Here is a 23,478-nt window from a genome sequence, read left to right as displayed (position 1 = left end):
GGATCATGAATTCCATCCGCGCATCCGACAGGTTGTGCTGCGCCTGCAGGATCAGGGCCTTGAACATCATGACCGGGTCGAAGGGCGGGCGGCCACCCTTGGCGCCGTCGCCGTAGGCCAGTCCCCCAACCAGCCAACTGCGGAAATACTCGAAGTCCACTGTCTGCTGCAAAACCTCCAGCGGGTCGCCATCCTCGCTCAAGGCCTCGAGATGATCGCTCAAACTGAACAGAGACTTGGGATCCACCACGGCTCTCCATGATTGCTCCCGATCGATGAACCATCATAGCCGACAAAACACGAACGGTTTTTGCGGGTCTCCAGCTCATAGGATCAGCAATTTGACGCGCCTGTCTACGCCCACCTGCGCATAGGTTTCATAAGACTCACACTTCCGCCCCTGATCTGCACGGCATTTACACGATGACAAAGGCAATCCAAGTTTCCACGATATGAATATTAATGTCTTTCGAATAGAACGCCATCTTTGAGTAAATAAACTCTATCCGCTGCGTCTATCGTCTCTTGTCTATGTGCAACGATAATTCGAGTAATGCCTAATTTTTTATCGATGCATTTATTTCCAATTCTTTTTCCGTATCCAGTTGAGACGTGCCCTCATCCATTATTAGAAGGCGTGGTTTGCGATATAAAGCACGAGCCAGTAGAATACGCTGCCTTTGACCTCCAGAAAGAGAATGGCCCAACTCACCCACTAAAGTGTTGTATCCCATTGGCATCATGACGATATCATCATGAATACCCGCCGCTTTGGCGCACTCCCTTAAAAAATCGAAATCTACCTTTTCTTCAAACAAGGAAATATTATCCGCTAACGAACCGGAAAATAGAGCATCATCCTGAAGAACAGCAGCAGTCTGAGATCGATAATTCTTATAACCGAATTTATTCAACTCCATTCCATCTATATGGATCATGCCATCTGTAGGAAAAAACAGACCCAAAATTATGTTAACAAGCGTGGATTTTCCTCCACCTGATGCCCCCGTTATTGCTATAAACTCTCCTTCAGAGATTGTTACATCAACACCCTTCAAAATAAATGGATCATCCTCAGTATAGCGAAATTTGACGTTATGCAGCGTGATCTCGCCTTTCAGAGTCCTTGCTTCCCTCTCATCTTGCTTAAATGCAACATCGTCAGGAGAAAGAACGATGTCCGATAAGCGTTCCAGATGAAGGTCTAACAACCGAAAGTCGTTCAGTTTCGCCATCAGAGATAGCGCCGCCGTGAAAAACTGGGCTTTATATGCCAAAAATGCAAATATCATCCCTGTGCTGAAACCGCCGCGAATGACTATTCCAACAGCAATCCAAACTGAAATGACATTCTCAATTGCGAGAATTGCGGTCTGAGTATGGGTTTGCCAGTTGATTAATCGCTGATACCGCGCAGATCCGTTGATGACATCGACCATTCTCGATTGCCACATTGAATGTCTGAACATTTCACCGCCAGCCAGCCTGAGCGGCCGGATACCTCGCAGAGATTCGATAAGTAGAGATTGCTCCCGTCCAACGGCAATAATTAATTCCTCTTGAGCGTCACGTTGCGGCTTGTATAAAATAATCCGTAATAAAGCGATGAGTGAAATAGAAATTAAAGAAACAAACGATAATTGCGTTGAATACGCGATCATCAGAGTTATTGTTAAAATAGCTAACGCTCCGTCAAGAAATGCTGCTGGCGCATCTTCCGTTAGCATTTTCCTAATGGGGATAATTGATTGAAATCTCGACAGTATATCACCTACTCGCCTTTTGCTGTACCAATCCACTTGGAGCCTAAGGAGTTTGCGCGCTATATTCGAGGATAACCCGTATCCGAAAGATGATCCCATTGATAACAATACCGCTGAGCGAAGAAGCGCTGTCACTCCGCTCGAAATAGCGACAATAATAAAGCCAAATGCCAAAACACTGATAAAGCCTATATTCAACTCCGGAAGAACACTATCGACGGTTATCTGAAGATAGTATGGCATAATTAACGAAAATATTTGTAATAGAAGTGATAATATAATAGTCTGCGAAATTGCCCTCTTCAATCCACTAACCCGGCTCCATAAGGTCCGCAAACGTAATTTGGAAGAGGCTTCCCCAATTTGGAAGTCGGGAGCGGGCGCAAGTTCCAATGCGACGCCAGTAAAATGCTGCGAGACCACTGTCATCGGCATCCATGACGATCCACTCGCTGGGTTGTGAATTAACAAGCCAAAGCGATTCAGGCGCTCTAACACCACATAGTGATCCATGTCCCAATGCAAAATCGCGGGAAGTTTCAGGTATCGCAACTCATCCAAATCCACCTTAACTGCACGTGTATCGAGTCCAAGATGATACGATGAATCGATTAGCGATTGCAGTGAGACGCCCCTAGTGGACGGCGTGAAGCGTCGCCTTAAGACGGCGAGGGAAATTGCAAGGCCATGATAGGTAGCTATCATCGATAAGCAGGCCAAGCCGCACTCCGCAAGCTCTGTCTGCCGGACATGGCGTATTCGTCGACGCTGAAACAGGCCTAGATCAAACTCAGGCTTCATGGTTGAGCGACCGCAAAGAGGGGGTCAAACAGCCATTCGATCAGCGATCGACGGCCGATAATCACCCGCGCTTTAAAAGTCATACCAGGGAGCAGATTCTGCTTTTGACCGTAAGCGCCAATCCATGATTGATCGATTTGAGCGATCGCGCTGTAAGAGGGGCCGCTTGTCTCACTTTCAACTGAGCGCAAGGTTGGGGCGGACGCAAGCGCCTGCACGCGTCCGACGATAGTGCCGAATCGCTCGTAAGGATATGAATCGAGCGCAATCTGGATTTTTTGCCCTGGTCGCATAAAACCGATGGCGGTGGCTGGGACGCGCAACTGGGCGTTGAGCTTACTTTCGCTTGGAGTGATAAGCATCATGTCTTCCTGAGCCGATACAAGATCATTATGCTTGACGCCTTGGGATGAAATTTGACCATCGATAGGCGAGTAAAGCCAATATTCACGATCACCCTGCACCGCAGCTGCATCACGCTCAACAGCTTGACGCGCAGCTTCAAGGCCTGAACTTTCGCTGAGAGATCGGTCTTTCTCTTCCTCGGCGGCATGAAGAGCCTGATTTAACTGGGAGCTCTTTGAAGAAAACGACTGCCTCAATGAGTACAACTGCTGCTGCTTCAATAATAGATCTTCTTCGATCCCCGATAAATATCGCTTACTCACAAATCCTTTCGAGGCTACATTTTTTGTTAATTCAACTTGATCTTGAGCCATAGTTACGAGACGCTCCTGAGATTTAACTTGCAATTTTAGCATTTCAATCTCTTCAGAGAGGCCCGTAATCTGCGCATGCAGTGCATCTCGATTGGATTTAGAAGCTGATTTTACCGACTTACCCTGGGCCTCGAGCGCGATTTCCTGCCGCCGAAGAGAAGAGATTATTGTCATCTGCGCGCTTAGGCCCGACTCATTACGCTCTTGGACGTCAACCTGCGCTAACGCTTGCCCTTTCCGAACGAACTGCCCTTCACTAACGAGAAGACTCACTATCCTCCCTCCACGCGTCGATCTGATATGGATAAGGCCGCTACTCGGTGTAATTACCCCAGAAACTTGCACAGTCTGAGAATATGAAGCTGTAAATAGCCATGCCGTTGCTGCAATAAGCATAGCCAACAAAAATAATCCAAAGGCCTGCCATGACAAAGGTATAGTGATATGAATTTGACCAGGTAAGCGTTCACTGCGTTGTTCTAAGGCCTCTTGCCGAAAGAAACTCCTGTCGCTCATAAATTCGCAGGATTCCTATATTCAAACTTCTCTATCGTTTCATGGTCAATGGTACCGACGAATGAAATCAGACGTGACGGCATTTTCGGTAATATTCCATTCGATCTATTGAGATGGGGTATTGATACAGGTCTCCGTAACCTTCTTGCAAGGTCAACCTCAATTTGCTCCAAATCGCTCTCCATACGGTAAACTTGGGTCACATCTTTCCACCATTCACTTTGCGGCACTCCAAACCAACGTGATTTATCGGTGGCATCTATATTGTACCCACACCATTCTTCGAAGCTAAGGCTCGATGCCAATCTGTACGATAGATTTTGATCGGTAAGCTTTCCATAGAAAGAGCTTCGCTGATATTTGTAAAGAGAAAGATATCGTAACCAAGGATTTCGAACTATTGTGAACGAAAAAAAATGATCCCAATCATTTTGAAAAAAATATCTTTTAGCCACGGCCGGCGTTATATGTGCAATACGCGAATATCCCGTATCTCCACATCCGGCCGCGACGGATACGGATGTCCCCCCCGTTTTAGGGATATGAATGATTATGACTCTTTCTTGATGGATAACGTGCATATTATCATACCACTATATTAAAGATTCATGGGAATGATTTCGCTTTGAAAAGACGGATATTTATAATGTTCATCCGAACATAATAAATCCCAAGTGGCTTCCATGAGTGGACGCACATCGCCCTCTATTGCCTTGCTGACATGAGAGATAATGTTGTTATAGTGGTTAGAATGCCGCAGGACCGGTTCATATTGCGCTTGACTTGTGCGCAACACCCCCTCTCGCGATTGTATGAGGTCGCCTGCAGCTCCAACCAGTTTCATTACGACATCAATACGATCAGCTGGGTCGAGCTTGCGAAACAGTTTGAGATGATGACATAAGAGTTCCGTACTATAAAAGCGGATACTCAATGCATCTCGCCTCGGAGCACTGCTCCGAACGCGACGCGCCCGGGCAACAATCCGCTTAAACATTGACTTCGAGCCATGTATAAAAATTGCCGCCTCAATAGCTGGTAATAACCCCATCTCTCGACGCACCTTTGAAGAACTGATCCTCTCGTGGATATCGAGTGAGTTCATGATCGTCGCCTGTATGGGATATCCATCTACAATTAAGAATTCCCGTAAAGGGAACGATACTATGTTGTTTATTACGTAGACATCGAGATCGGAAGTCGGAGTCGGCCTCCCTGTGGCATAGGATCCGGTCAGATAGGCACAAGCAGCATCAGGATGACGTTCACAAACATACCTTCTTGCTGCAGAACGTGAGGCATAAATGCCGCCGTCCTTAGCAATCTGCTTCGCTCGCCAATCCATGTGCTCAAGGATATCTGCGGGTAGAGTCATCTTTTCGCGCATAACCATAACCATCAGAATTCGTCCGGGAATCAGCTGGTGTCAACAGCGCGAGCAAAGCATCCAAATTGGAGATTTCTAATTGCTTGTGGGTGTTGACAGCCCGCGTTCGCGTGGTAACCTATTGAGGCCAATAGGCTTTGTTAGGGAGAATTATGGTGACCAAGCGCGACAAGAAGGTCTTTTCATCTCCGCTACGTACGCTGAACGCAGCCGAAATTAAGGCTGTCGCGGGTGCTGCCGCAAGTAAAGTTGCCAGCAAGAGAACGTCGTCTGTTGATAATGGCGGCCGCGATTTTAGTTAATTTTTTTGATAATGGACATATGGTTATTTTGGGGAGCGAGCGATCGCTCCCCTTTTTAGATGGGGGCTTAGATGCTTACGGCCGCTATATTCGTCAAGGATCTTGGTTTCCCCATTACTGTAGAAGATCGTCTGGTGAGTTTTGGCGAAAGTTCCATAGTTGGCTTTCCTACTGACCATCTCAATTTCTCGATTGATGACCACGGTGGTGCGGGCTGGCGCATATGCGTGTCCGAAGAAGCAATTGTGCCGCCACTCTTCTCGGACACATCAGATTCGTTCCGCCAAGCGGTAGTTGGTCAGGGGATCACGATTAAGTGGGATCCGCATCGCCTGGGGAATGCGATTGAAATCGAAAGAACCGCCTGCGCTGGCTGCGCCATATACGTGGCCTTCAGTGGCGGACGCTTGATAATGTCGTGGAATTTTGAAGAGGTTGCGCGTTCTCTTCCGCAGATCCTACCAAATAAGGAGAGTTGCCGGATTTTCATCATGGAGGGTGAAGGTCAAATTCGGGAACAAGTTATCAGTGGCGTTTTTTCACTGTGGCCAGGCGAATTAGTGCGTTTGGAGCAGGGTGAATTGCGGTTTCGTGAAGCCATCCATCTGCCGGTTGTGCAGCCTGCGTCGTTAGCCGATGGGGCTATGGTAACAGAAGAATTTGTACGCTTGCTGGGAGAAGTGATGAATCTCCATTTGAAAAGGGCTTGCAATCCAATCCTTGAACTGAGCGGCGGGCTAGATTCTTCAGTTGTTGCGATAGCAGCATCTACGACTAGGCACAGAATGCATTCCTATGCTGTCGTCCATGCGCCTCCTTTGGGGGTGCAACAAGCAAACCGGAGAAATGAGATTATATCGTTGCTCGGCTTGGATGATCATACTGGCTCGTCCTATGACGTGGGGCCGTTTTCATCCTTACTGACTGCTAAGGAATGCACGGTGACGCCATGCGATGACATGTACCGACTTCCCTGTGTTCGAGCATTTGACCGACATCCAGGCGGACCATTTGACGTTATTTTTACTGGTGTTGGGGGTGATGAGTTAGTCAAAGATAACAGTTTTTTACGAATGGACTGGGAGGTTCCAGGAAATATCGCATCTTCAGCTATCGTGACCGTAGCGGGCCGGAGTGATATGTTCTTGCGTCGAGGATGCTGGCCTGTGTCCCCTATGGCCAATCAACGAGTCGTTGATTTCTGTCGAGCCTTGCCCATCAAACTCAAAGAAAAGCGCCAAATTCATCGTTTCACATTGGTGCGTGCGGGCCTTAGCGATGGGTTCATTTACCCCAGATACTATGAACATTACGGACATAGTTTCGAACAGGATTTGGTTAGGACAGATTTCGATGATGCATTTGGTGAATCTGTTCTCGGAGATTACGGCGTCTTTGACGTGAATAGATTGCTTGTCGACGCTAGGGAGGCAATGGTTAAGGGTTTTCCTAGCGACCTACGCATGCAACTTTATGGAGCACTAAAGTTGGAAGTAGTGATGAAAAATTTGATGAACCGTCTGGACCAATGAGGTCGACGTACTTAATAAAAGTGACACGTTTTCTGCTCTTCTGGACAATTATCGTGGTCACGTTTGAGCCGAGTGTCCTTTCAGCGAAGCCACTTTCGATTGATGACGTGCTGAAGACAGTGTCTGTCGATGCACTCGCCATATCGCCCGATGGCCGAAAAATTGCGTTGTCAATTCAGCGGCCGGCGACTGCGGGTGAAGTTTATGGGCGCGAAAGCTATGACGTCGATCCCTCTCGTAACGACATTTGGACGATTGATCGCAATGGTGCAAACCGCCTCAACATCACTAACGGCGGAAGCGCCGCGGCGGGCTATTGGTGTCCAAACTGGAGTCCAGATGGAAAGTGGATTGCAATGCTTTCGACTAAGCCCGAAGGTCAAGAACCGCGTGGTGGAGATAATGTGCGATTGTATGTGTCATCAGCTACCGGCGACGAACTGCATCGATTGAGCGACAGGGCGATTGCGACCCAAACTCGTTACGGTTCGCCTCTCCACCGTATCGATATTAGGGGAGAAGACGGGGATTTGGTAGCCCCATGCCGCCCTGATGAGGAGAACGCACCGTTTATCTGGCTTGATAATCGGCGAATTTTAGCGATCCTTATGCCACTGGGCCAAGCGTCACCCATGATTGATCACTATACGCATTTTGCGGTCGAATCTGTGGCGACAGTCGGGAAAATCCGCAATGGAATGGAGGCAACATTCAGTGCGTCCAATAGCGGAAATACAGAAGATTCTGAGTTATCTTCCCTACCGGTGGTCCAATTGGCACTTATCGATATATTTACTCGACAGAGTAAGATTATCGCAAGCATACCAAATTTTCCATTTAACGGATCTCTGACAGTTGCTCTGTCGCCTGATAAAACGCAGGCCGCAATTTTAACTCCAGTTGGAGCGATTCCGCCGAATGTCGTTGGAACGCGACCGATTAATGATGGCGAATGGCGCGTTCAAAAACGATTGGGCATGGTTAACCTTGAAAAACCAAGCCTTTCTTGGATTTCGCTACCAGACGCAGCCAAGTACCCTCTAGATTTCAGTGGGTGGTCGGATGACGGGAAAAACTTCGCTTTTAGGGCACGGGAACGAGCAGATTTATTTGCTGGCAGCCTATTTTCAGTAACCGTAAAAAATAATCGTGTTGAACGAATGGGCATATCTCTTCGTGTTGGAACCACGGAGGTGCCGGAGCAGAATGTCTTCTGGATAGGGTCTAAACTCCTCGTATATGGACGCTTAGGGGATTCAGGAGAGGATCAGAATAATTGGTGGCTCGTGGACAGGAATGCTGCACCAGTTCCCATTCCCTTTGAAGGTGAACTACCACCTCAAACACTTTATCGACTAGCGAACCGCGAAATTGTAGGCTTTTCCGGGCGGGATCGCGTGAGATATGAGGTCGCACAAAGCCGGTTGGAGCGGTTTTATGATAAAGCAAGCCGCCGCCCAATAGAAGGGCGATGCTCTCGTGAACCGAAGCCAGCCGTAACGCGCCGCGATAATGCTTTGGACGTCTATAGGATATCCGTTTCAAATTCTGAGCGATTTAGCATCTCAAGGTCCGCCACTATATTAGCTTCTGATTGCGATGGTCTCATATGGCAGGAGCCAACCCAAAAAGGAGTCCGCGTTTATTCTAGATCTTGGAACGGAGGCACTTCAGCGATAATTTTCCATTTGAACCAACATCTCGCTGGCGTGCGTTGGGGAGAGACAAGAATAATCGATTATGTTGGTGCTGACGGCTCGCCTTTGAAGGCCGCTGTCATTTTGCCACCTGATTACATTCCATCTCATACTTATCCGATGCTTGTTTGGGTGTACGGGGGCTATCGGGTACGGGATGAGAATGATTACTGGCTGAACCCTTATTTGCCCGGCATATACAATTTACAGCTTTACGCCTCACTCGGGTACGTGATCTTGGTGCCCTCCGTGCCGGTTCCACATTCGCCTAGCTCAAATGACCCTTATCCTTCTCTGACAAGTGGGGTTTTGCCCGCAGTTGATAAGTTAATCGCGCTGGGTATCGCCGATCCTCACCGCCTTGGTCTCTTCGGGCAAAGTTATGGTGGTTACAGTGTATACGGCCTTATCACGCAGACGGATCGGTTTGCAGCGGCTGTTGGGTTATCCGGGATCACCAATATGACTACGTTTCATGGCACTCTTTCAACAGGCGGTCGACGTTACCCAGGTTTTGAGAAAGATGCCTCTGAGAACGCAGTTATAGCTGAAACTGCCCTGCGGTTTCACACTACACCGTCAGAGAATCCGGATCTCTATGCGCGTAGTTCTCCTATTACGCACGTAAGAAACGTAAAAGTCCCCCTTCTTATGATTCAGGGCGAGTACGATTCACGCGGCGGATTCGAACAAGCCGACCCGTTCTTCTTCGAGCTTTATCGCGAAGGAAAGACTGCACGACTTCTCCATTTTTGGGGAGAAAATCATTCTCTATCATTATCCCCTGCGAATGTTCGCCAGATATTTAAAGAGATATCTGGATGGTTCGACAAGTCTTTGAAAGTGACCCTGTCCCGGTAAATGCCTCCAGCGAGAATGAGAGAAAACTGGCAAAATTGAAACTGAGTGGAGGTGGAGATTTTGCATGAAGAAGTCGAAGTTCACGGGCGAGCAGATCGCGCTTGCCCTGCTGCGGTGATGGGCGTGGTCAATGCGGAAACGCTGTCAGGCATGTGGCAGTCGGCGAACTGGGACTGGACGGCCCGACCGCGCCGTGAAGGTGGTCGCTACACTGCCATGGCATCGGCAATATTTGTGATTCGTACGCTCACCGCTCAGTTCGTATCGCAAAACCCCAGAGTCATGATGGGTTATGCGATGGTATAAGTTGTAATAGTTATTGTATTATCCTTATTTATTAATGGCTTATTTGAAATGCGAAATTCCCGTAGGGGTCACCAGTCAAGCGATTTATCGCTTTGTTTTTTTGCGATAATTTAAGAAATCTTGAAATCCGATACCACGATGTTCCCACAATTCCCATCGGTTCTGATGGTATGATGCGGAACATGTCGGGACGCTCGCGGTCTTGCGCTCTGTCATCATTGCTGCACATCCGCGCCGAAATTGCCGTGGCCCGTACCCAGGCCGTGATCCCTGCAAAAACGGCCGGCGCACATGGCTTGCAGGATCGCTGGAAATATCGTCTGCGCAACTCAACGGCTGTTCAACAAGCTCAGGAACTGGCGGCGCGTCGCTACCCGATATGACAAGAGCAAAAGCTCCTATCTCGGCTTCGCCCGCCTCGCATCAGCATGGCTGTGGCTACACCTTGTCCACGAAACCTAGCATCAGTGTCAGCCGTCCCGGCCATGGCGTCAATTCAATGTTTGTGCCTTGCCGAACTGATAGCCCTTTTTATGTCGGTCCAGGCTGGCTTGTCGGAAGCAAAGCGAGCACGCACATAGCGGACCAGCTCTTCGAGCTGCTGATCGCTCATGGCCTTGGAAAAGCCCGGCATGGCCCCTCTGGCGGGGAATGATCGGCTGTCTGCCCCATATAGGATCGTTCGTATGAGATTGTCGGGGACCGGTGCGCGAACCGCGCTGTTGACCGCAAGCGACGGTCGCGCCCCGAAGGTCGGTACCGGACCTGCGACATGGCACACCGCGCAAGCCGTTTCGAACGCGCGGGCGCCGCTGCCTTTCAGCGCTGTCGCCTCGTCCTGCGCCAGCGCTTCCAGCCGGGTGACGGCATCCTCCTGATTTTCCAACGCGACCTTCTCATGACCGAGGGAAGCGAGATATGCCGCCATCGCGTGCAGGTCGGCATCCGGCAACGCCTGCAATTCCTCTATCACCGGTGCCATCGGACCCCCGGCAACCCCGTGTCGCGCCGACTGGCCATGGCGCAGATATTCATAGAAATCCTGCTCCGACCAGGGCACTCCGTCCGCATGATCGGCCGACAAGGCAGGCGCCCACCAGCCATCGACCAGCGCTCCGGCGTAGCGACCACGGCCCTTGACCTCGGCGCCTGCGATGTTGCGGGGGGTGTGGCATGCGCTGCAATGACCCGCGCCCTCGACCAGATATCCCCCTCTGTTCCACTGCGCCGATCGCGCGGGATCGTCGCGCCAGGGACGGGGATCGTGGAAGGTCGCGTTCCATGCGGCAAGCCCGGCCCGCATGTTGAAGGGGAACGCCAGCCGCGTCCGGGGTGGAGCATTGTCGACCGCGGGCCGGCTTGTCAGATAGGCGTAGAGCGCCTCGATATCCGTATCGCTCAGCTTTGCGAACGCCGTATAGGGAAAGGCCGGGTAAAGATGCCGTCCATCACGCGAAATGCCCTCGCGCATGGCGCGCGTGAAGGCAGGCAGGGACCAATTGCCGATCCCGTTTACCGGATCAGGGGTGATGTTGGTGGAGTAGACGATGCCGAAGGGGGTCTCCATCGGACGTCCGCCTGCGTTCGTCTCGCCGCCCTCGGCCGTGTGGCATACCGCGCAGTCGCCAGCCGCGGCAAGCTGACGCCCGCGTTCCAGCGTTTGGGGACTGTAAAAACCGGGAGGCGGAAGCGAACCGGACGGGATCGCAGGACGCCATGGCATGGCGATGGCGAATCCGGCCGCGAGCCCCGCCCCAAGGCCGGACAGGCTCCACCGCCATTTGCGGGCGATGGTTTTCGGCGCAGGAGGCGGTCCCGACGGCTCCGGGGCGAGGAGAAGCCCCCTTTCCGCCAGTGCGGCGCGAATCTTCTCCGGAGTGAAGGGTGGCTCGCGAAAACGGATGCCGGTCGCGTCATAGAGCGCATTGGCGATCGCGGCGGCGCTGGGGACTGACGCGCTTTCGCCAGCGCCGAGCGGCGGTTCATCGGGACGCGGTACCATCAGCACATCGATTTCGGGCACGTCCGGGAACGTGATGAGCGGATAGTTGCTCCACTCCAGCGCAGCGACGCCGCTTTGGTCGAACGGCACCTGTTCCATGAGGGCGCGGGAGGTCGACTGGATGACATTGCCGTGAATCTGGTGACGCACCCCGTCGGGATTGATCATCAGGCCAGCATCATGCCCCACCGTCACCTTTTCGACCCGCACTTCGCCGGTGCGTGCGTTCACCGCGACATCCGCGACCCACGCCGCCCATGCGGCGCCATAGCCCGGGAATTTGGAATGAACGTAGAGGGCATAGGCGAAACCGCGACCGCGCAGCCAATCACCCTCGCGCGGGATTGTCTGCGGCCGGGTATGCGGGGTCCAGCCGCTGCGCTCCGCCGTCGCCTCGACGACGGCAATGCCGCGCTTGTCGGTAAGATAGCGCAGGCGATACTCGACCGGATCGACCCCCGCCATGGCGGCCGCTTCGTCGATCCAGCTTTCGTGCGCGAAGCTGCTGGGCAATGCGGAGACCCCGCGCAGCCAGGATGCCCGGACGATCGGCGGCGTGTCATGGATCACCACGCGCTTGTTGGGATAGGCATAGGGGGCGACCGAAGTACGGTCTCCCATCTCCCAGGTTTCAGGCTGGTTGGGTAGCTTGCCGGTCAGCAGCAGGGCCAGCGTCGGCGCGCCATTGGAAGGGTATCGGGATTTATAGTCATAGGCCAGCGCCGCCCCGGCAGCATCCAGAGCGCCGCGCACCTGCATGAGTTGCCCTGTACCCTTGGGCTCCCACAAATGCTCCTGCTCGCGCGTCAACTGAACCCGCACCGGAGCGCCGGCGGCCCGGGCCAGCAGCGCGGCGTCGGCGGTCACGTCATCGGCGCAGTTGCGGCCATAGCAGCCCGATGCCTCCATGCGCACCACGTCCACGCACTCCACGGGAATGTCGAGCAGGCGCGCCAGATCGGCGCGCATCGGATGCGGGTTCTGCGTGCCGCTCCAGACGCGCAAAAATCCATCGCGCCACTCCGCGACCGCGCAGGACGGACCGATGGAAGCGTGCATCTGGTAGGGCCAGACATAGGTCCGGTCCATCGGCGTGGCGGCATCGGCGATGGCGGCGTCTACGTCGCCTTGCTCGTGCAGGTGGCGGGCCTGGCTGGGATTGGCGCCGATCGCGTCGGCCAGATTTTCCATATCGCGCAGCGGTGGGGCCGGCTTCCACTCGACCGCCAGCAAGTGCATCGCCAGCTCGGCGATTTCCTCACGCTCCGCGACTACGCCCACGAAATCGCCTTCGGTGACCACGGCCACGATACCCGGCAGGTGGGCAACCGATGCGCGGTCGACCGAGATCAGGCTGGTGCCCACAAAGTCGCCGCCATCGATCCCGGCATAGGGCGGGCGCACCACCCGGCCGTGCAGCATGCCCTCCACACGCATGTCGTGAACGAAGGTCAATTCGCCAGTGACCTTGTCCGGAATGTCGACCCTTGCGGCGGATTTGCCGACAATGGAATAGCTTTGGGGGTCCTTGACCGCCTGCGTCCGGTCGAGCCGGAGGCGGATGCGCTGCCCCTTCAGAAGCTCCGCGAAGGACAGCGCATGGTTGCCGTGGGCTATGGCGCCGTCATCGATGCGCAAGTCTTCCGGTGGGACCGAGAGGCTTCGCGCGGCGAGACCCAGAAGCGCCGCGCGCGCCTGCGCGGCTGCGGCACGAAGCGGCACCGCGCTGGTCTGGACGGTGTCGCTGGCGATCGTTGCGCCCTGGTTGGGCGTACGGGCGGTATCGCCCAGAAGAATTCGCACGCTCGCAGGATCGGCATCCAGTTCCTCGGCGACGATCTGGGCCAATGCGGTGCGTATTCCGGTCCCCAGGTCGACATGGCCGTTGAAACCATGGATGCGCCCTTCCGCATCGATCACGATATAAGGCAAATCGCGTCCATCGGCTTCGCGGTCGTGGACGACCAGACCGTCCGGCAATGCGAGGATTTCGGCGGAGTTGAGCCGATCGATCGCCGAACTCAAAGCGTTTCCCCCCGTGCGAGCGCCTGCACGGCCAGTTCTACCGAGTTCACGATCTCCACATGCGTGCCGCATCGGCACAGGTTATGCCGCAACGCCTGGGCGATGGCTGCCCGGTCGGGGGCAGGGTTGTGGCGCAGCAGGGCCTGCGCCGTCACCACCATGCCATTCAGGCAATAGCCGCACTGCGCGCCCTGCCCTTCGATGAACGCGCGCTGGACCAGGCCGGGCTTGTCACGGCTACCCAGCCCCTCCAGCGTCGTGACGCGCCGTCCGGCAACGGCAGCAACGCTCAACATGCAGGCCCTTGCGGCCAGATCGTCCACCAATATCCCGCAGGCGCCACATTGACCGTAACCACAACCATATTTGGGTCCGTTCAGTCCGGCATCGTTGCGCAGCACTTCCAGCAAGCGCGTGTGAGGAGCAACCTCCGGGACGAAAGCCTCCCCGTTCAGCGTGAAACCAATGGTACGGGCGTCCGATCCTGGCGCTTGGCTCATGACATCAGTCCTGGATGATCCGGGGCGGCCGGGGCATGGAAAAGGCGACGAGCGGCGGTGCGGCACAAATCATGCCGAAGAAGCTGAAGGGCGCAAGATTGGCGGTGCCGTCCGCGGCGAGCCTCGAGATCCAACCGATCGGACGTGGTGCGATCACGGCCTTGAGGGGGGCACGCCGCAGCGGGGTAGCCTCCCCGGTACGGCAGAAATGGAACGCGCCCCCGCATGATGTCATGATGCGGTCACTTGCAGCAGATCATCCAGCGACATCACTTCGGCATTTTTCTGGCGCATGTCGAACAGGTTGGCCTCATGCGGCGCGATTGCCCGATCGCCCACGCAATCCTCCACTACCACGGGACGCAGGCCATGGCACATGGCATCGACCACGCTGGCGCGAACGCAACCCGAGGTCACGCAGCCTGCAACGACGAGCGTACGAATCTGCCGCGCCATGTACCATGCGGCAAGATCGGTGCCGAAGAAGGCCGATGGCACCGTCTTTCGCACCACATATTCGCCCGGCGCGGGTGTCAGTGCGTCCACGATCTGGCTTCCGCGGCTGTCTTCGGTCAAGGCGAGCAGGCTCGGCACCTTTTCGGCGAAGATATTGGCATTGGCGCCATCGTCCGCAAAGACGATGCGGCTATGCGCCACCGGCCAGCCGGCCTGGCGAGCGAAGGCCAGGAGGTCGACGCTGCGGGCGATCGCAGGGCCGATATTGCCGCCGCCAAAGGCTTCGGGATCGGCAAATCCGTTCACGAAGTCGATCAGCAGGAGTCCATAGGGAGGCGCCAGCCGGAGCGCGCCACCGAAACCCTGGCGGGCATAGACGTCCACACCGCTCACGCTTGAACCTCCTCCACCAGTCGGCCATTCTCGACGACGAGCTTGTCGTCCAGTGCGACTGTGCAGTGACGCAGCGGAATGTCGATATGGCAAGCGGTATTGCGTTCACCGCCCACTTCGGTGTTGGGGCCCAGCGAGAACAGGAAGTTTCCGGCGAAGGCTCGCGCGTCCATGGCGATGGTCTGTTCCTTGTCGTAAAGGCCCATGGTCGACCAGCGCGCGCGCTTCTGAAGGCCCCAGCCTATGTGTGAGATCGCATAACCCTCCGGGTCGTCGAAACCTTCCATGTAATCGCGCAGGAGATCGGCATCCAGCCCGCCTTCGATACAGGTCACATAGCCCCTTTCGACGGTGAGCGTGATGGGAGCAGCGACATAGGATTTCTGCGGCAGCAGGATGTCGCCGCGGTCGATGACGATGGTGCCGGACGTCGCCTGCTCATTGGGCCAGGTCAGCACGAAGCCGGAGGGCCAGTGGTCCCAGCGGCCCGGCTCGTCCACAAAGCCATATTCCATCACTGCCGGATATTGTCCCAGGGGGCAGGTAAGATCGGTGCCGGAAGCCGAAGTCACCCGCATGACGCTGGATCGTTCGATCAGGCGTGCGCCCGCCTGGACGGCATCGCGCTCGTCCATGGTCGGCACCATGCGCGCCAGCACTTCAGGCGGCTCCACGGCCAGCAGGATCCTGGTGCCGGCATCAAGGATTTCCGCCTGCTCGGGCGAGAACAGCAACAACATGAGGTCGAGCACCAGATCGCTCGCCTTGCACATCTCCATCGCGGCCCGGTTTCCGGTGAGCGGTGTGGAACCGACATAGGCCAGAGGGTCGCGACTGTGGGACAGCGCGCCGTTGACGGGCAGCATGTCGAGCCGGTTGACGAACGCGCCAGCCGCCTGTGCCGCATGGATCGCGCAGCGCAGCGTCTGCGGATGCGTGGCTGGACCCGTCAATATCGTTACGTTCTGGCCCGGCTTCACGCCGCTCAGATCGAGCACGCGGCTCCAGGCGCCGGTCAGTTCATGATCGCTGATGGGCATCGTCACATCCCCTTGGAAGCCATTCTCACAAAACGTCTGGACATTACGAATTTTGTATGTCTACAAACAAATAGACGTCAAGCGTAGCGGGTTGTCAATCGCCTTTCGCTCGCCGCATCATCCAAGGGAGATGATCTTGAGTAAATCATTCAAAATCGGGCAGATAGTTCCAAGCTCCAATGTCACGATGGAAACCGAAATTCCGGCCATGTTGCGGGCGAGGGAGCTGATAAGGCCGGAGCGCTTCACCTTTCATTCCAGCCGTATGCGTATGAAAAAGGTGGTCAAGGAAGAACTGGCGGCCATGGATGCCGAATCGGATCGCTGCGCGGTCGAACTCAGCGATGCGCGCGTGGATGTCCTGGGATATGCCTGCCTCGTCGCGATCATGGCCATGGGGCCTGGCTATCACCGGCAGTCCCAGGCGCGCCTGCAGAGCCGGACCCAGGAAACCGGCGCGGATATCCGCGTGATCACCAGTGCCGGAGCCCTGGTCGACAGCCTGCATCACATGGGACTGAAAAAGGTGGCGCTGGTGGCGCCCTACATGAAGCCGCTTACCCAGCTGGTGGTCGATTATATCGAGGCGGAGGGGATCGAGGTGGTCGATCATATCGCCCTCGAGATCCCGGACAATCTGGATGTGGCGCGGCACGATCCGGCGAAGCTGCCCGACATCGTCGCGCGTCTGAACATCGCCGATGCAGAAGCGATCGTGCTTTCCGCCTGCGTGCAGATGCCATCCCTGCCGGCGATCCCGACCGTCGAAGCACGCTTCGGCAAGCCGGTCGTCACCGCGGCCGTCGCGACGACATTCCAGATGCTGCGCGCATTCGAACTCGAGCCGGTGGTGCCCGGCGCCGGCGCGCTCCTTTCCGGCGCCTACTGAGGAACTTCAGGCCATGACGAGCAGATATCTGGGCGGCTTCCACATCCACGCCAACGGCATCCGCCAGCACATCCTGCGCTATGGCGGGTCCGGCGCGCCGTTGCTTCTCGTACCGGGCATCACCAGCCCCGCGATTACCTGGGGCTTCGTTGCGGAGGAGCTGGCCGCGACGCACGATGTCCATGTCCTCGACGTGCGTGGGCGCGGGCTGTCACAGAGCGGGTCGGAGATCGACTACCGCCTTGATGCCTGCGCCAGGGACCTGATCGCCGTCGCGGATGCGCTGGGATGGAGCGAAGCCATATTGATGGGGCACTCGATGGGCGCCCGCCACGCCATCCGCGCATGCCGCATCGACGGTTCCCGCTTCGCCAGGGTCGTTCTGGTGGACCCGCCCATGTCCGGGCCTGGACGCCGTGCCTATCCGTCCAAGCTGCCATGGTATATCGATTCGATGGCGCTCAGCCGCCATGGCGCCGATGTCGAGACATTGCGCTCCTTCACGCCGAGCTGGACCGAGGAGCAGATCGCCCTGCGGGCCCAATGGCTGCATACCTGCGATCAGGCCGCGATCCTGTCCTCCTTCGCCAGCTTCCATGATGACGACATCCATGCCGATCTGCCTGCGCTGACCCAGCCGGCCCTGCTCGTCTCGGCGGAACGCGGTGATGTGGTACGGGACGAAGACGCCGAGGAGTGCATCGCGCTCGCCCCCGCGCTCTCGCACGTCCGGGTTCCGGACGCCGGACACATGATCCCCTGGGACAATCTTCCCGGTTTCCTTGCGGCGGTGCGGCCGTTCCTCGCGGACTGATCCGTCCCGCGCTCCTTCCTTCCGACATGGAGATCGATCTTGAAACAGACTGAAATCGCGATCGTGGGCGCTGGGCTTGGCGGTCTTGCTGCTGGCCTGGCGCTACTCCAGCGCGGTCATGACGTGCATATCTATGAACAGGCGGAAAGCTTCTCGCGCCTGGGTGCGGGCATCCAGCTCGGCCCCAACGTGCTCAAGATCATGCGCCATCTCGGTCTGGAAGCCCAGGTGGAAGCCATGGGTTTCAAGCCCGATGCATGGCGCAGCTACAGCGCGGAGGCCGAACTTCTCGCCGACATTCCGCTCAACCGCCGCCGCGAAGAATATGGCGCGTCATACGTGACGATTCATCGTGGCGATTTCCATGCGGCGTTGGTGGATCACTTCCCTGCCGATCGCCTGCACTTCGGCCATCGGCTGGTCGAGCTGTCGCAGGATGAGGCCGGCGTCACGCTGTCGTTCGCCGATGGCGGGCCGATCCGCGCCGGGCTGGTCGTGGGCGCCGACGGCGTCAATTCCGCCGTAAGAGAGGTGATTCTCGGGCCGGAGGCGCCGCTCTACACCGGCTATGTCGGCCATCGCGCCATATTCCCGGCCGCGCGTTTCCGTGAAAGTGGCTTCGAGTTTCTCGGTAATGAGAAGTGGTGGTCGGACGACCGGCATTTCGTCGTCTATTTCCTCGATGATGCGGGGGAGGAAATGTATTTCGTGACCGGCGCACCGGAGGCGGAATGGAGCCATGGCACGTCCTTCGCCCCAAGCAGCAAGGAAGAGTTGCGGGAGGTCTTCGCGGACTATCACCCGAAGGTTCAGGCCATGATCGAGGCGGCGGAGGACATTACGAAATGGCCGTTGCTGACGCGCCCGCCCCTGTCGCTGTGGAGCGAGGGCAGGGTTGTTCTGTTGGGGGATGCCTGCCACCCCATGAAGCCGCATATGGCACAGGGCGCGGCGATGGCGATCGAGGATGCCGCGATGCTTGACCGCTGTCTGGACGAAGCCGGGGGACTGGACGGTTTCGCGCGCGCCTTCGGCCTTTACGAGGCAAATCGCCGCGATCGCGCATCGCGCGTACAGGCGACGTCGAATGCCAACACCTGGCTCCGCACTCAGGAAGACCCTGACTGGGTCTATGCTTATGATGTATTCTCGGTGCCTCTGGTGGAGGTCCAGTCTGCCTGAATCGGCGCGCGGCGCGCCGGCCTCCGGCCGCCGCGTGATTTTCTATCGGGAACAGGGCATATGCTGGTCAGTCCGGCCAAAAAGGTATAAGCGCGTCACCCAGTTGTTTGAGGACGTATTAAATGCCAGGCTCGACCCGATCCTCGCGCCAGAATTTGGCGCAGCCGCAAGTTCCGATCGTCGAGGATTCCTCGCCAACGGCACATGTGCCGGGTGACTACCGGATCGACGAGCAGATCGGATTATACATCCGGCGGGCGCACCAGCGCGCCAGTGCCATCTTCTCCGCGCATTTCAACGCCTCGGGCCTCAGCCCCCTTCAATTCACCACTCTGGTCAAGGTTCGTGACGAGGGACGTGTGTCGCAGAACAAGCTCGGCCGGCTGGTGCACGCCGATCCCGCGACGATCATGGGCGTCGTCAATCGACTGGCTGATCGCAACCTTCTGCGTCGCTTGCCCGACCCCAACGATCGCCGTCGCACCCTGCTGGCGATAACGTCGGACGGCCTCAGGTTGACGGAAGAGCTGGAGGCGATGGGGCATGCCGTCACGCGCGAGACACTGGCGCCGCTCGAACCGGAAGAACAGGCGGAACTCTACCGGCTCCTCGAGAAGATCGTCTGATGCTGGTGTGGGGGATTTGAAATACGCTTCATTATAGCGGCTATGTGGGGAGCGTATTTCAAATCCATAAACCACACTGGAATCGCATCTTTGCCAGTGACCCTCACTAGTGCAAGATGCTGCCGCTCGCGTGGAGCGCGCATATCGTGACGAGGTCCGGACTCGTCGACATATCGGTCAGTTCGCGCAGGAACATGTCATTGCTGCGCGCCAGGTTCAGAAGCAGTGGGCGGTAACCGCTCGGGTCGGGCGTATCGCCCGGGCCAGCGGACTCATGAATCCTTTGCCGGTACTCCAATGGGGTGCAGCCGAAACGCTCCCGGAACTTGGTGTAGAAATGGCTGCCGCTGGAGAAGCCTTCGTCCAAGGCGATATCCAGAATATTCTGGCTCGTGTCGCGCAACTGGTTCACCGTCCGGTCGAGCCGCAGATTCTGGGCATAGTCGCGAAAGCAGATGCCCGCATGACGGCGGAACATGCGCGAGAGATGCGTGATGGACAGTCTTTCGCGCTGGGCGAAATATTCCAGGGAGAGGCGCGAATCCTTGATGTCCCGCATCTCGCGCATGATCCGCATGATCACCGAGAGACCACTGCCTTGCGAGGCGTGAAGGGTGCGCCTTTCCTCGAACGGCACATGTTTTTGAATATGATAGCACAGCAGTCCCGCCAGGCAGTTGCGCAAGAGCGTGTCCTCCGGGCGTCCGGTGGATAGCAGCAGCCGGGCGACGAAGCCACGCATCGGCGCAATCACCTCGTCATAGAAATGGCGCGCCGACAGGAAGCTTTTGCAAAGGAAATAGCGGCTGGCAAAGCCGGTCAGGCCCTGCCGCTCGGCATAGCCCGCGTCGATATGCACGCCGCACATCACCGTCTCGCTATCCTGGCTGATCGAGTTGTGCGGACTTTGCGCATTGATGATCATCAGATCGCCAGCCGACAGTTCGCACTCCTGACCATCGACGATCATGCGCGCCCGGCCGCGCACCACCATCAGCACCTCGATATGCTCATGCCAGTGGAACGGTGCCTGCAGGGCGCCGTGCACGAAGGGGCGCACACCACCGTCGAGCGCGCCCAGGTCCTCGAATCCATAGTCCATGAACCACCCCTTGCGCATATTTTCATTTGTCTACATGCGAGTGTGCATCAATGGCGCTGTAATGCAATTGCCATTTTTAATCGCGGGTAGCCTTCTGAGAACGGAAAAAAGGCGGGATGCAGCAACGCACCCCGCCCCAAGTCCGCCATCAATCTGTTCATCCGCTGCGTAAGCACACGGACGGGCCCACGACCCAGCCGCAGGGGCGGGGAGACCCCCGCTGCGGCCGGACAGTAGCGAATCCGGTCAGAAGCTGACCGAAAAGCGCGCGCCGTACGTCCGCGGCGCCGCGAACTGGTAGAGCCAGTTGCCGGTGAAGTTCGGCGTCGCGGCGGTCAGGATCCGATTGTTCTCAAGGTTGCGGCCAAAGACGGCGACGCGGATCGAACTGCCCTCCGGAGCATAGGTGAGCACCACGTCGGTGCGGGTATAGGCCGCCTGGCGATCCGCAAGGAAATTGTAGATCGACAGGTGCGATGCAGTCTGGAATTGGGTTTGCGCCAGCGCATTCAGCTTGCCACCAAACACCCGGAAATCATGCTCCAACCCCGTGTTGATGCTGATGCTGGGCGCCTGGATGGGCCTGTTGCCGGCCAGCTGAGCATTGCCCTTGCCGTCAGTCGAGGGCACGAAGTTGGTGCGGATCAGGAAATCGTCGAACTTCGCGTTCAGCCAGGCGATCGACGCATTGAAGCGCGTCGCCGGATCAATGGCGAAGGTCGTTTCGAGTTCCGCACCGTACATCCGCGACTTGCCCGCATTGGCGACAAGCAGTTGGTTGTTGATGAACTGCGAAATCTGCTGGCCCTGATATTTGTAATAGAAGGCGGACAGGTTCGCCTGGATGGTGTTGCCGGCAAATCGGTTCTTCGAGCCGATTTCCCATGCCTTGATGGTTTCCGGATTGTAGGGTGCGACTTCGGTGAAGCCGCCCGCCTTGTAGCCGGTGTCGAATTTGGCATAGACCATGCTGGCCGGCGTCACCTGATAGTTGGCGCCGAGATGATAGGTGATCTTGTTGAAGCTGGCGTGGCTGTTCTGGGGCGAACGGCCGGTGATAACGAGCGCGCCTGTCGCCTGCGTTGCCGCCGGATCGACCTCGACGACCTGGCCTATGCGGGTCTTGGTGTCCTGTGTATATCGGATGCCGGCTTCGAGCTTCAGGTCGGACAGGATTTCATAGCCGAATTGAGCAAAGGCGGCCTTCGAGGTTGTCTGGATCTTGTAGCCGTCCTGCGAATAATAATCATAGAGTTCATCAGGCGCGTAGCCATAGGGGCCTTCGGTGAAGGAACTGTTCAGATGCTCGAGTTCCTTGAAATAGAAGGCGCCCAGTTGGTAGGAAAAAGGCTGGCCATTCGCCGAAACGAGCCGCAGTTCGTGGTTTGTGGTCCAGATCTGGGAATTCTGCGGGAAGCCGAAGCCAGGATTGGCCGTGCCCTCATAATCCTCGTCATGATCGACATGTGCATGGCGGAAGGCCCCCGTATAGGTCAGGCTCGCCGGCCCGAAGTCATAGCTAAGGGAACCGCGTAACGCCTGTACGTCGATGTCATTGAAGCCCTTCTTGTCGAGATCCCACGCGCGAGTGCTGGGAATGTCGACCCTCACGTCGGCAATGTAGCCGCTCGCCGTCCGGGTGAACGGCACACCCAGGCGGACCGGCCCGATGCCGCGCTGCTTGATCAGTTCGCCCGTCAGCGTGGCACTCAGCGCGGTGGTGGGATCGAACTGGAGCGAGAGGCGTCCGGCCAGGACATTCTCGTCGTCGCCGCGACCGGCCGTGCCGTTGTTGCTGTAGCCTTCATGATATGACCGCAGGCCTGAGGCGCGAACCGCCAGCGTATCCGTGACGGGCAGGTTGATCATCCCTTCGAAGCGCTGCGAATCATAATTGCCCACCTCGGCGGATGCCGACGCTGCGAACTCATGCACCGGCTTGGCCGTGATGATGTTGATCGCGCCGCCGGTGGCGTTGCGGCCATAGAGCGTACCCTGCGGACCGCGCAGCACCTCCACGCGGGAAATGTCGAACATGCTGGCATTCAGCGTGACCGCGCGCTGGAGATAGGCGCCGTCGATGTTGATGGCGACGGCGGGATCGCCAATCTCCGAATAATCCCGGCTCGAAACTCCGCGTATGGCGATCAGCGTCGAGTTGGCATTGGTGCTGAGGTTCAGACCGGGCGCGATCTTGGACAGGTCCGCGACATTGCCCGTGCCGGATTTCTGAAGCGTATCAGCAGTCAGCACCGAAACGGCGACGGCTGCTTTCTGCAGCGGTTCGGGACGCTTGTTGGCGGTAACGACGATCTCGCCCAGGCCTTGCGGCGCCGCCCCTCCCGGATCGGCGGCCTGCGCATTGGCGGTCGTGCAGTAGAGCAGGGGTAGCAGCCCCGCGATAGCCTTGCTCGATAGCTTCATGTTGGAACTCCCCGTGATGCTGCCCGGCCGCTTGTGGTACCGGGTTTGTATTTCCGTTGACCGGCGGCGTTGCAAAATCCCCTGTGCCGCCTGTCAATATGTTAGTGTACGTATGATTATGCGAAAGGCCCGCTCTTGCGC

At 56.6% G+C, this 23,478-nt stretch carries 20 protein-coding genes; 9 read left to right on the top strand and 11 right to left on the bottom strand.

Going from position 1 to position 23,478, the window contains the following annotated elements:
* The 5 genes from MJ601_RS07075 to MJ601_RS07060 all read right to left on the bottom strand — a co-directional run.
* Nucleotides 1–247: transposase (locus MJ601_RS07075; RefSeq protein ID WP_242124750.1), on the bottom strand; the 247-nt coding region annotated here is incomplete at its 3' end.
* A gap of 310 nt (nt 248–557) precedes the next feature.
* Nucleotides 558–2,564, bottom strand: coding sequence for a peptidase domain-containing ABC transporter (locus MJ601_RS07070; protein WP_281061216.1), 2,007 nt, complete (start codon nt 2,562–2,564; stop codon nt 558–560).
* Nucleotides 2,561–3,799, bottom strand: coding sequence for a beta-barrel domain-containing protein (locus MJ601_RS07065; protein ID WP_242124748.1), 1,239 nt, complete (start codon nt 3,797–3,799; stop codon nt 2,561–2,563). The genes MJ601_RS07070 and MJ601_RS07065 overlap by 4 nt, the downstream gene beginning before the upstream one ends.
* Nucleotides 3,796–4,380 carry a sulfotransferase family 2 domain-containing protein gene (locus MJ601_RS22080; protein ID WP_491572889.1) on the bottom strand — a complete coding sequence of 195 codons (585 nt, stop codon included), beginning with the start codon at nt 4,378–4,380 and terminating at the stop codon, nt 3,796–3,798. The genes MJ601_RS07065 and MJ601_RS22080 overlap by 4 nt, the downstream gene beginning before the upstream one ends.
* A 17-nt stretch (nt 4,381–4,397) precedes the next feature.
* Entirely contained in the window at nt 4,398–5,198 is an 801-nt protein-coding gene (locus MJ601_RS07060; protein WP_242124746.1) for a nucleotidyltransferase domain-containing protein, read from the bottom strand.
* 143 nt (nt 5,199–5,341) lie between these two features.
* On the opposite strand from MJ601_RS07060, the gene MJ601_RS07055 reads away from it, so the two are divergent.
* The 5 genes from MJ601_RS07055 to MJ601_RS07035 all read left to right on the top strand — a co-directional run bounded on the left by MJ601_RS07055 (nt 5,342) and on the right by MJ601_RS07035 (nt 10,267).
* Nucleotides 5,342–5,488 carry a hypothetical protein gene (locus MJ601_RS07055; protein WP_242124744.1) on the top strand — a complete coding sequence of 49 codons (147 nt, stop codon included), beginning with the start codon at nt 5,342–5,344 and terminating at the stop codon, nt 5,486–5,488.
* 71 nt (nt 5,489–5,559) lie between these two features.
* On the top strand, nt 5,560–7,020 hold the full coding sequence (locus MJ601_RS07050; protein ID WP_242124742.1) for an asparagine synthase-related protein: 1,461 nt from the start codon (nt 5,560–5,562) through the stop codon (nt 7,018–7,020).
* Nucleotides 7,021–7,073: 53 nt separating this feature from the next.
* On the top strand, nt 7,074–9,578 hold the full coding sequence (locus tag MJ601_RS22015) for a S9 family peptidase (protein WP_242124740.1): 2,505 nt from the start codon (nt 7,074–7,076) through the stop codon (nt 9,576–9,578).
* A 45-nt stretch (nt 9,579–9,623) separates the two neighbouring features.
* Nucleotides 9,624–9,884: a hypothetical protein gene (locus tag MJ601_RS07040; RefSeq protein WP_242124737.1), complete on the top strand. Its 261-nt coding sequence runs from the start codon at nt 9,624–9,626 to the stop codon at nt 9,882–9,884.
* A 182-nt stretch (nt 9,885–10,066) separates the two neighbouring features.
* On the top strand, nt 10,067–10,267 hold the full coding sequence (locus MJ601_RS07035) for a hypothetical protein (protein ID WP_242124779.1): 201 nt from the start codon (nt 10,067–10,069) through the stop codon (nt 10,265–10,267).
* Nucleotides 10,268–10,380: 113 nt separating this feature from the next.
* On the opposite strand, the gene MJ601_RS07030 is transcribed toward MJ601_RS07035, so the two are convergent.
* From MJ601_RS07030 to MJ601_RS07015, 4 genes are all read right to left on the bottom strand, one after another.
* On the bottom strand, nt 10,381–13,911 hold the full coding sequence (locus MJ601_RS07030; RefSeq protein WP_242124735.1) for a molybdopterin cofactor-binding domain-containing protein: 3,531 nt from the start codon (nt 13,909–13,911) through the stop codon (nt 10,381–10,383).
* Entirely contained in the window at nt 13,908–14,411 is a 504-nt protein-coding gene (locus MJ601_RS07025; RefSeq protein ID WP_242124733.1) for a (2Fe-2S)-binding protein, read from the bottom strand. The genes MJ601_RS07030 and MJ601_RS07025 overlap by 4 nt, the downstream gene beginning before the upstream one ends.
* A gap of 231 nt (nt 14,412–14,642) precedes the next feature.
* Nucleotides 14,643–15,260 (bottom strand): isochorismatase family protein, encoded by a 618-nt coding sequence (locus tag MJ601_RS07020; RefSeq protein WP_242124731.1) that lies wholly within the window; start codon nt 15,258–15,260, stop codon nt 14,643–14,645.
* Nucleotides 15,257–16,300, bottom strand: coding sequence for a 2,5-dihydroxypyridine 5,6-dioxygenase NicX family protein (locus MJ601_RS07015; protein ID WP_242124730.1), 1,044 nt, complete (start codon nt 16,298–16,300; stop codon nt 15,257–15,259). Before MJ601_RS07015 ends, MJ601_RS07020 begins: the two co-directional genes overlap by 4 nt.
* On the opposite strand from MJ601_RS07015, the gene MJ601_RS07010 reads away from it, so the two are divergent.
* From MJ601_RS07010 to MJ601_RS06995, 4 genes are all read left to right on the top strand, one after another.
* Nucleotides 16,293–17,189 (top strand): maleate cis-trans isomerase family protein, encoded by an 897-nt coding sequence (locus MJ601_RS07010; RefSeq protein ID WP_281061215.1) that lies wholly within the window; start codon nt 16,293–16,295, stop codon nt 17,187–17,189. The genes MJ601_RS07015 and MJ601_RS07010 overlap by 8 nt on opposite strands.
* A gap of 13 nt (nt 17,190–17,202) precedes the next feature.
* A complete protein-coding gene (locus MJ601_RS07005; protein ID WP_242124728.1) occupies nt 17,203–18,003 on the top strand; it encodes an alpha/beta fold hydrolase in 801 nt (266 codons plus the stop codon).
* Between the two features lie 39 nt (nt 18,004–18,042).
* Nucleotides 18,043–19,185 (top strand): FAD-dependent monooxygenase, encoded by a 1,143-nt coding sequence (locus tag MJ601_RS07000; RefSeq protein ID WP_242124726.1) that lies wholly within the window; start codon nt 18,043–18,045, stop codon nt 19,183–19,185.
* A 122-nt stretch (nt 19,186–19,307) separates the two neighbouring features.
* Complete coding sequence (locus tag MJ601_RS06995) at nt 19,308–19,811, top strand: MarR family winged helix-turn-helix transcriptional regulator (RefSeq protein WP_242124724.1); 504 nt, start codon at nt 19,308–19,310, stop codon at nt 19,809–19,811.
* Between the two features lie 106 nt (nt 19,812–19,917).
* Here MJ601_RS06995 and MJ601_RS06990 read toward each other — a convergent pair whose 3' ends face one another.
* Entirely contained in the window at nt 19,918–20,913 is a 996-nt protein-coding gene (locus tag MJ601_RS06990) for an AraC family transcriptional regulator (protein ID WP_242124722.1), read from the bottom strand.
* 246 nt (nt 20,914–21,159) lie between these two features.
* A complete protein-coding gene (locus MJ601_RS06985; RefSeq protein WP_242124721.1) occupies nt 21,160–23,337 on the bottom strand; it encodes a TonB-dependent receptor in 2,178 nt (725 codons plus the stop codon).
* Nucleotides 23,338–23,478: the final 141 nt, after the last annotated feature.

The sequence above is a fragment of the Sphingobium trunci genome, assembly GCF_022664535.1.
GTDB lineage: Bacteria > Pseudomonadota > Alphaproteobacteria > Sphingomonadales > Sphingomonadaceae > Sphingobium.
The sequence above is the reverse complement of the archived record's forward strand: the minus strand, read 5'-3'. Positions and strand labels throughout refer to the sequence as shown.

Bases quoted from the DNA above. Each gene is read 5' to 3' on its own strand.
- MJ601_RS07050 (WP_242124742.1), top strand. From the start codon at position 5,560: ATGCTTACGGCCGCTATATTCGTCAAGGATCTTGGTTTCCCCATTACT.
- MJ601_RS07065 (WP_242124748.1), bottom strand. From the start codon at position 3,799: ATGAGCGACAGGAGTTTCTTTCGGCAAGAGGCCTTAGAACAACGCAGT.
- MJ601_RS07025 (WP_242124733.1), bottom strand. From the start codon at position 14,411: ATGAGCCAAGCGCCAGGATCGGACGCCCGTACCATTGGTTTCACGCTG.
- MJ601_RS07060 (WP_242124746.1), bottom strand. From the start codon at position 5,198: ATGGTTATGGTTATGCGCGAAAAGATGACTCTACCCGCAGATATCCTT.
- MJ601_RS07015 (WP_242124730.1), bottom strand. From the start codon at position 16,300: ATGCCCATCAGCGATCATGAACTGACCGGCGCCTGGAGCCGCGTGCTC.
- MJ601_RS07035 (WP_242124779.1), top strand. From the start codon at position 10,067: ATGTCGGGACGCTCGCGGTCTTGCGCTCTGTCATCATTGCTGCACATC.
- MJ601_RS07005 (WP_242124728.1), top strand. From the start codon at position 17,203: ATGACGAGCAGATATCTGGGCGGCTTCCACATCCACGCCAACGGCATC.
- MJ601_RS07070 (WP_281061216.1), bottom strand. From the start codon at position 2,564: ATGAAGCCTGAGTTTGATCTAGGCCTGTTTCAGCGTCGACGAATACGC.
- MJ601_RS06985 (WP_242124721.1), bottom strand. From the start codon at position 23,337: ATGAAGCTATCGAGCAAGGCTATCGCGGGGCTGCTACCCCTGCTCTAC.
- MJ601_RS07010 (WP_281061215.1), top strand. From the start codon at position 16,293: ATGGGCATCGTCACATCCCCTTGGAAGCCATTCTCACAAAACGTCTGG.
- MJ601_RS22080 (WP_491572889.1), bottom strand. From the start codon at position 4,380: ATGCACGTTATCCATCAAGAAAGAGTCATAATCATTCATATCCCTAAA.
- MJ601_RS06995 (WP_242124724.1), top strand. From the start codon at position 19,308: ATGCCAGGCTCGACCCGATCCTCGCGCCAGAATTTGGCGCAGCCGCAA.
- MJ601_RS06990 (WP_242124722.1), bottom strand. From the start codon at position 20,913: ATGGACTATGGATTCGAGGACCTGGGCGCGCTCGACGGTGGTGTGCGC.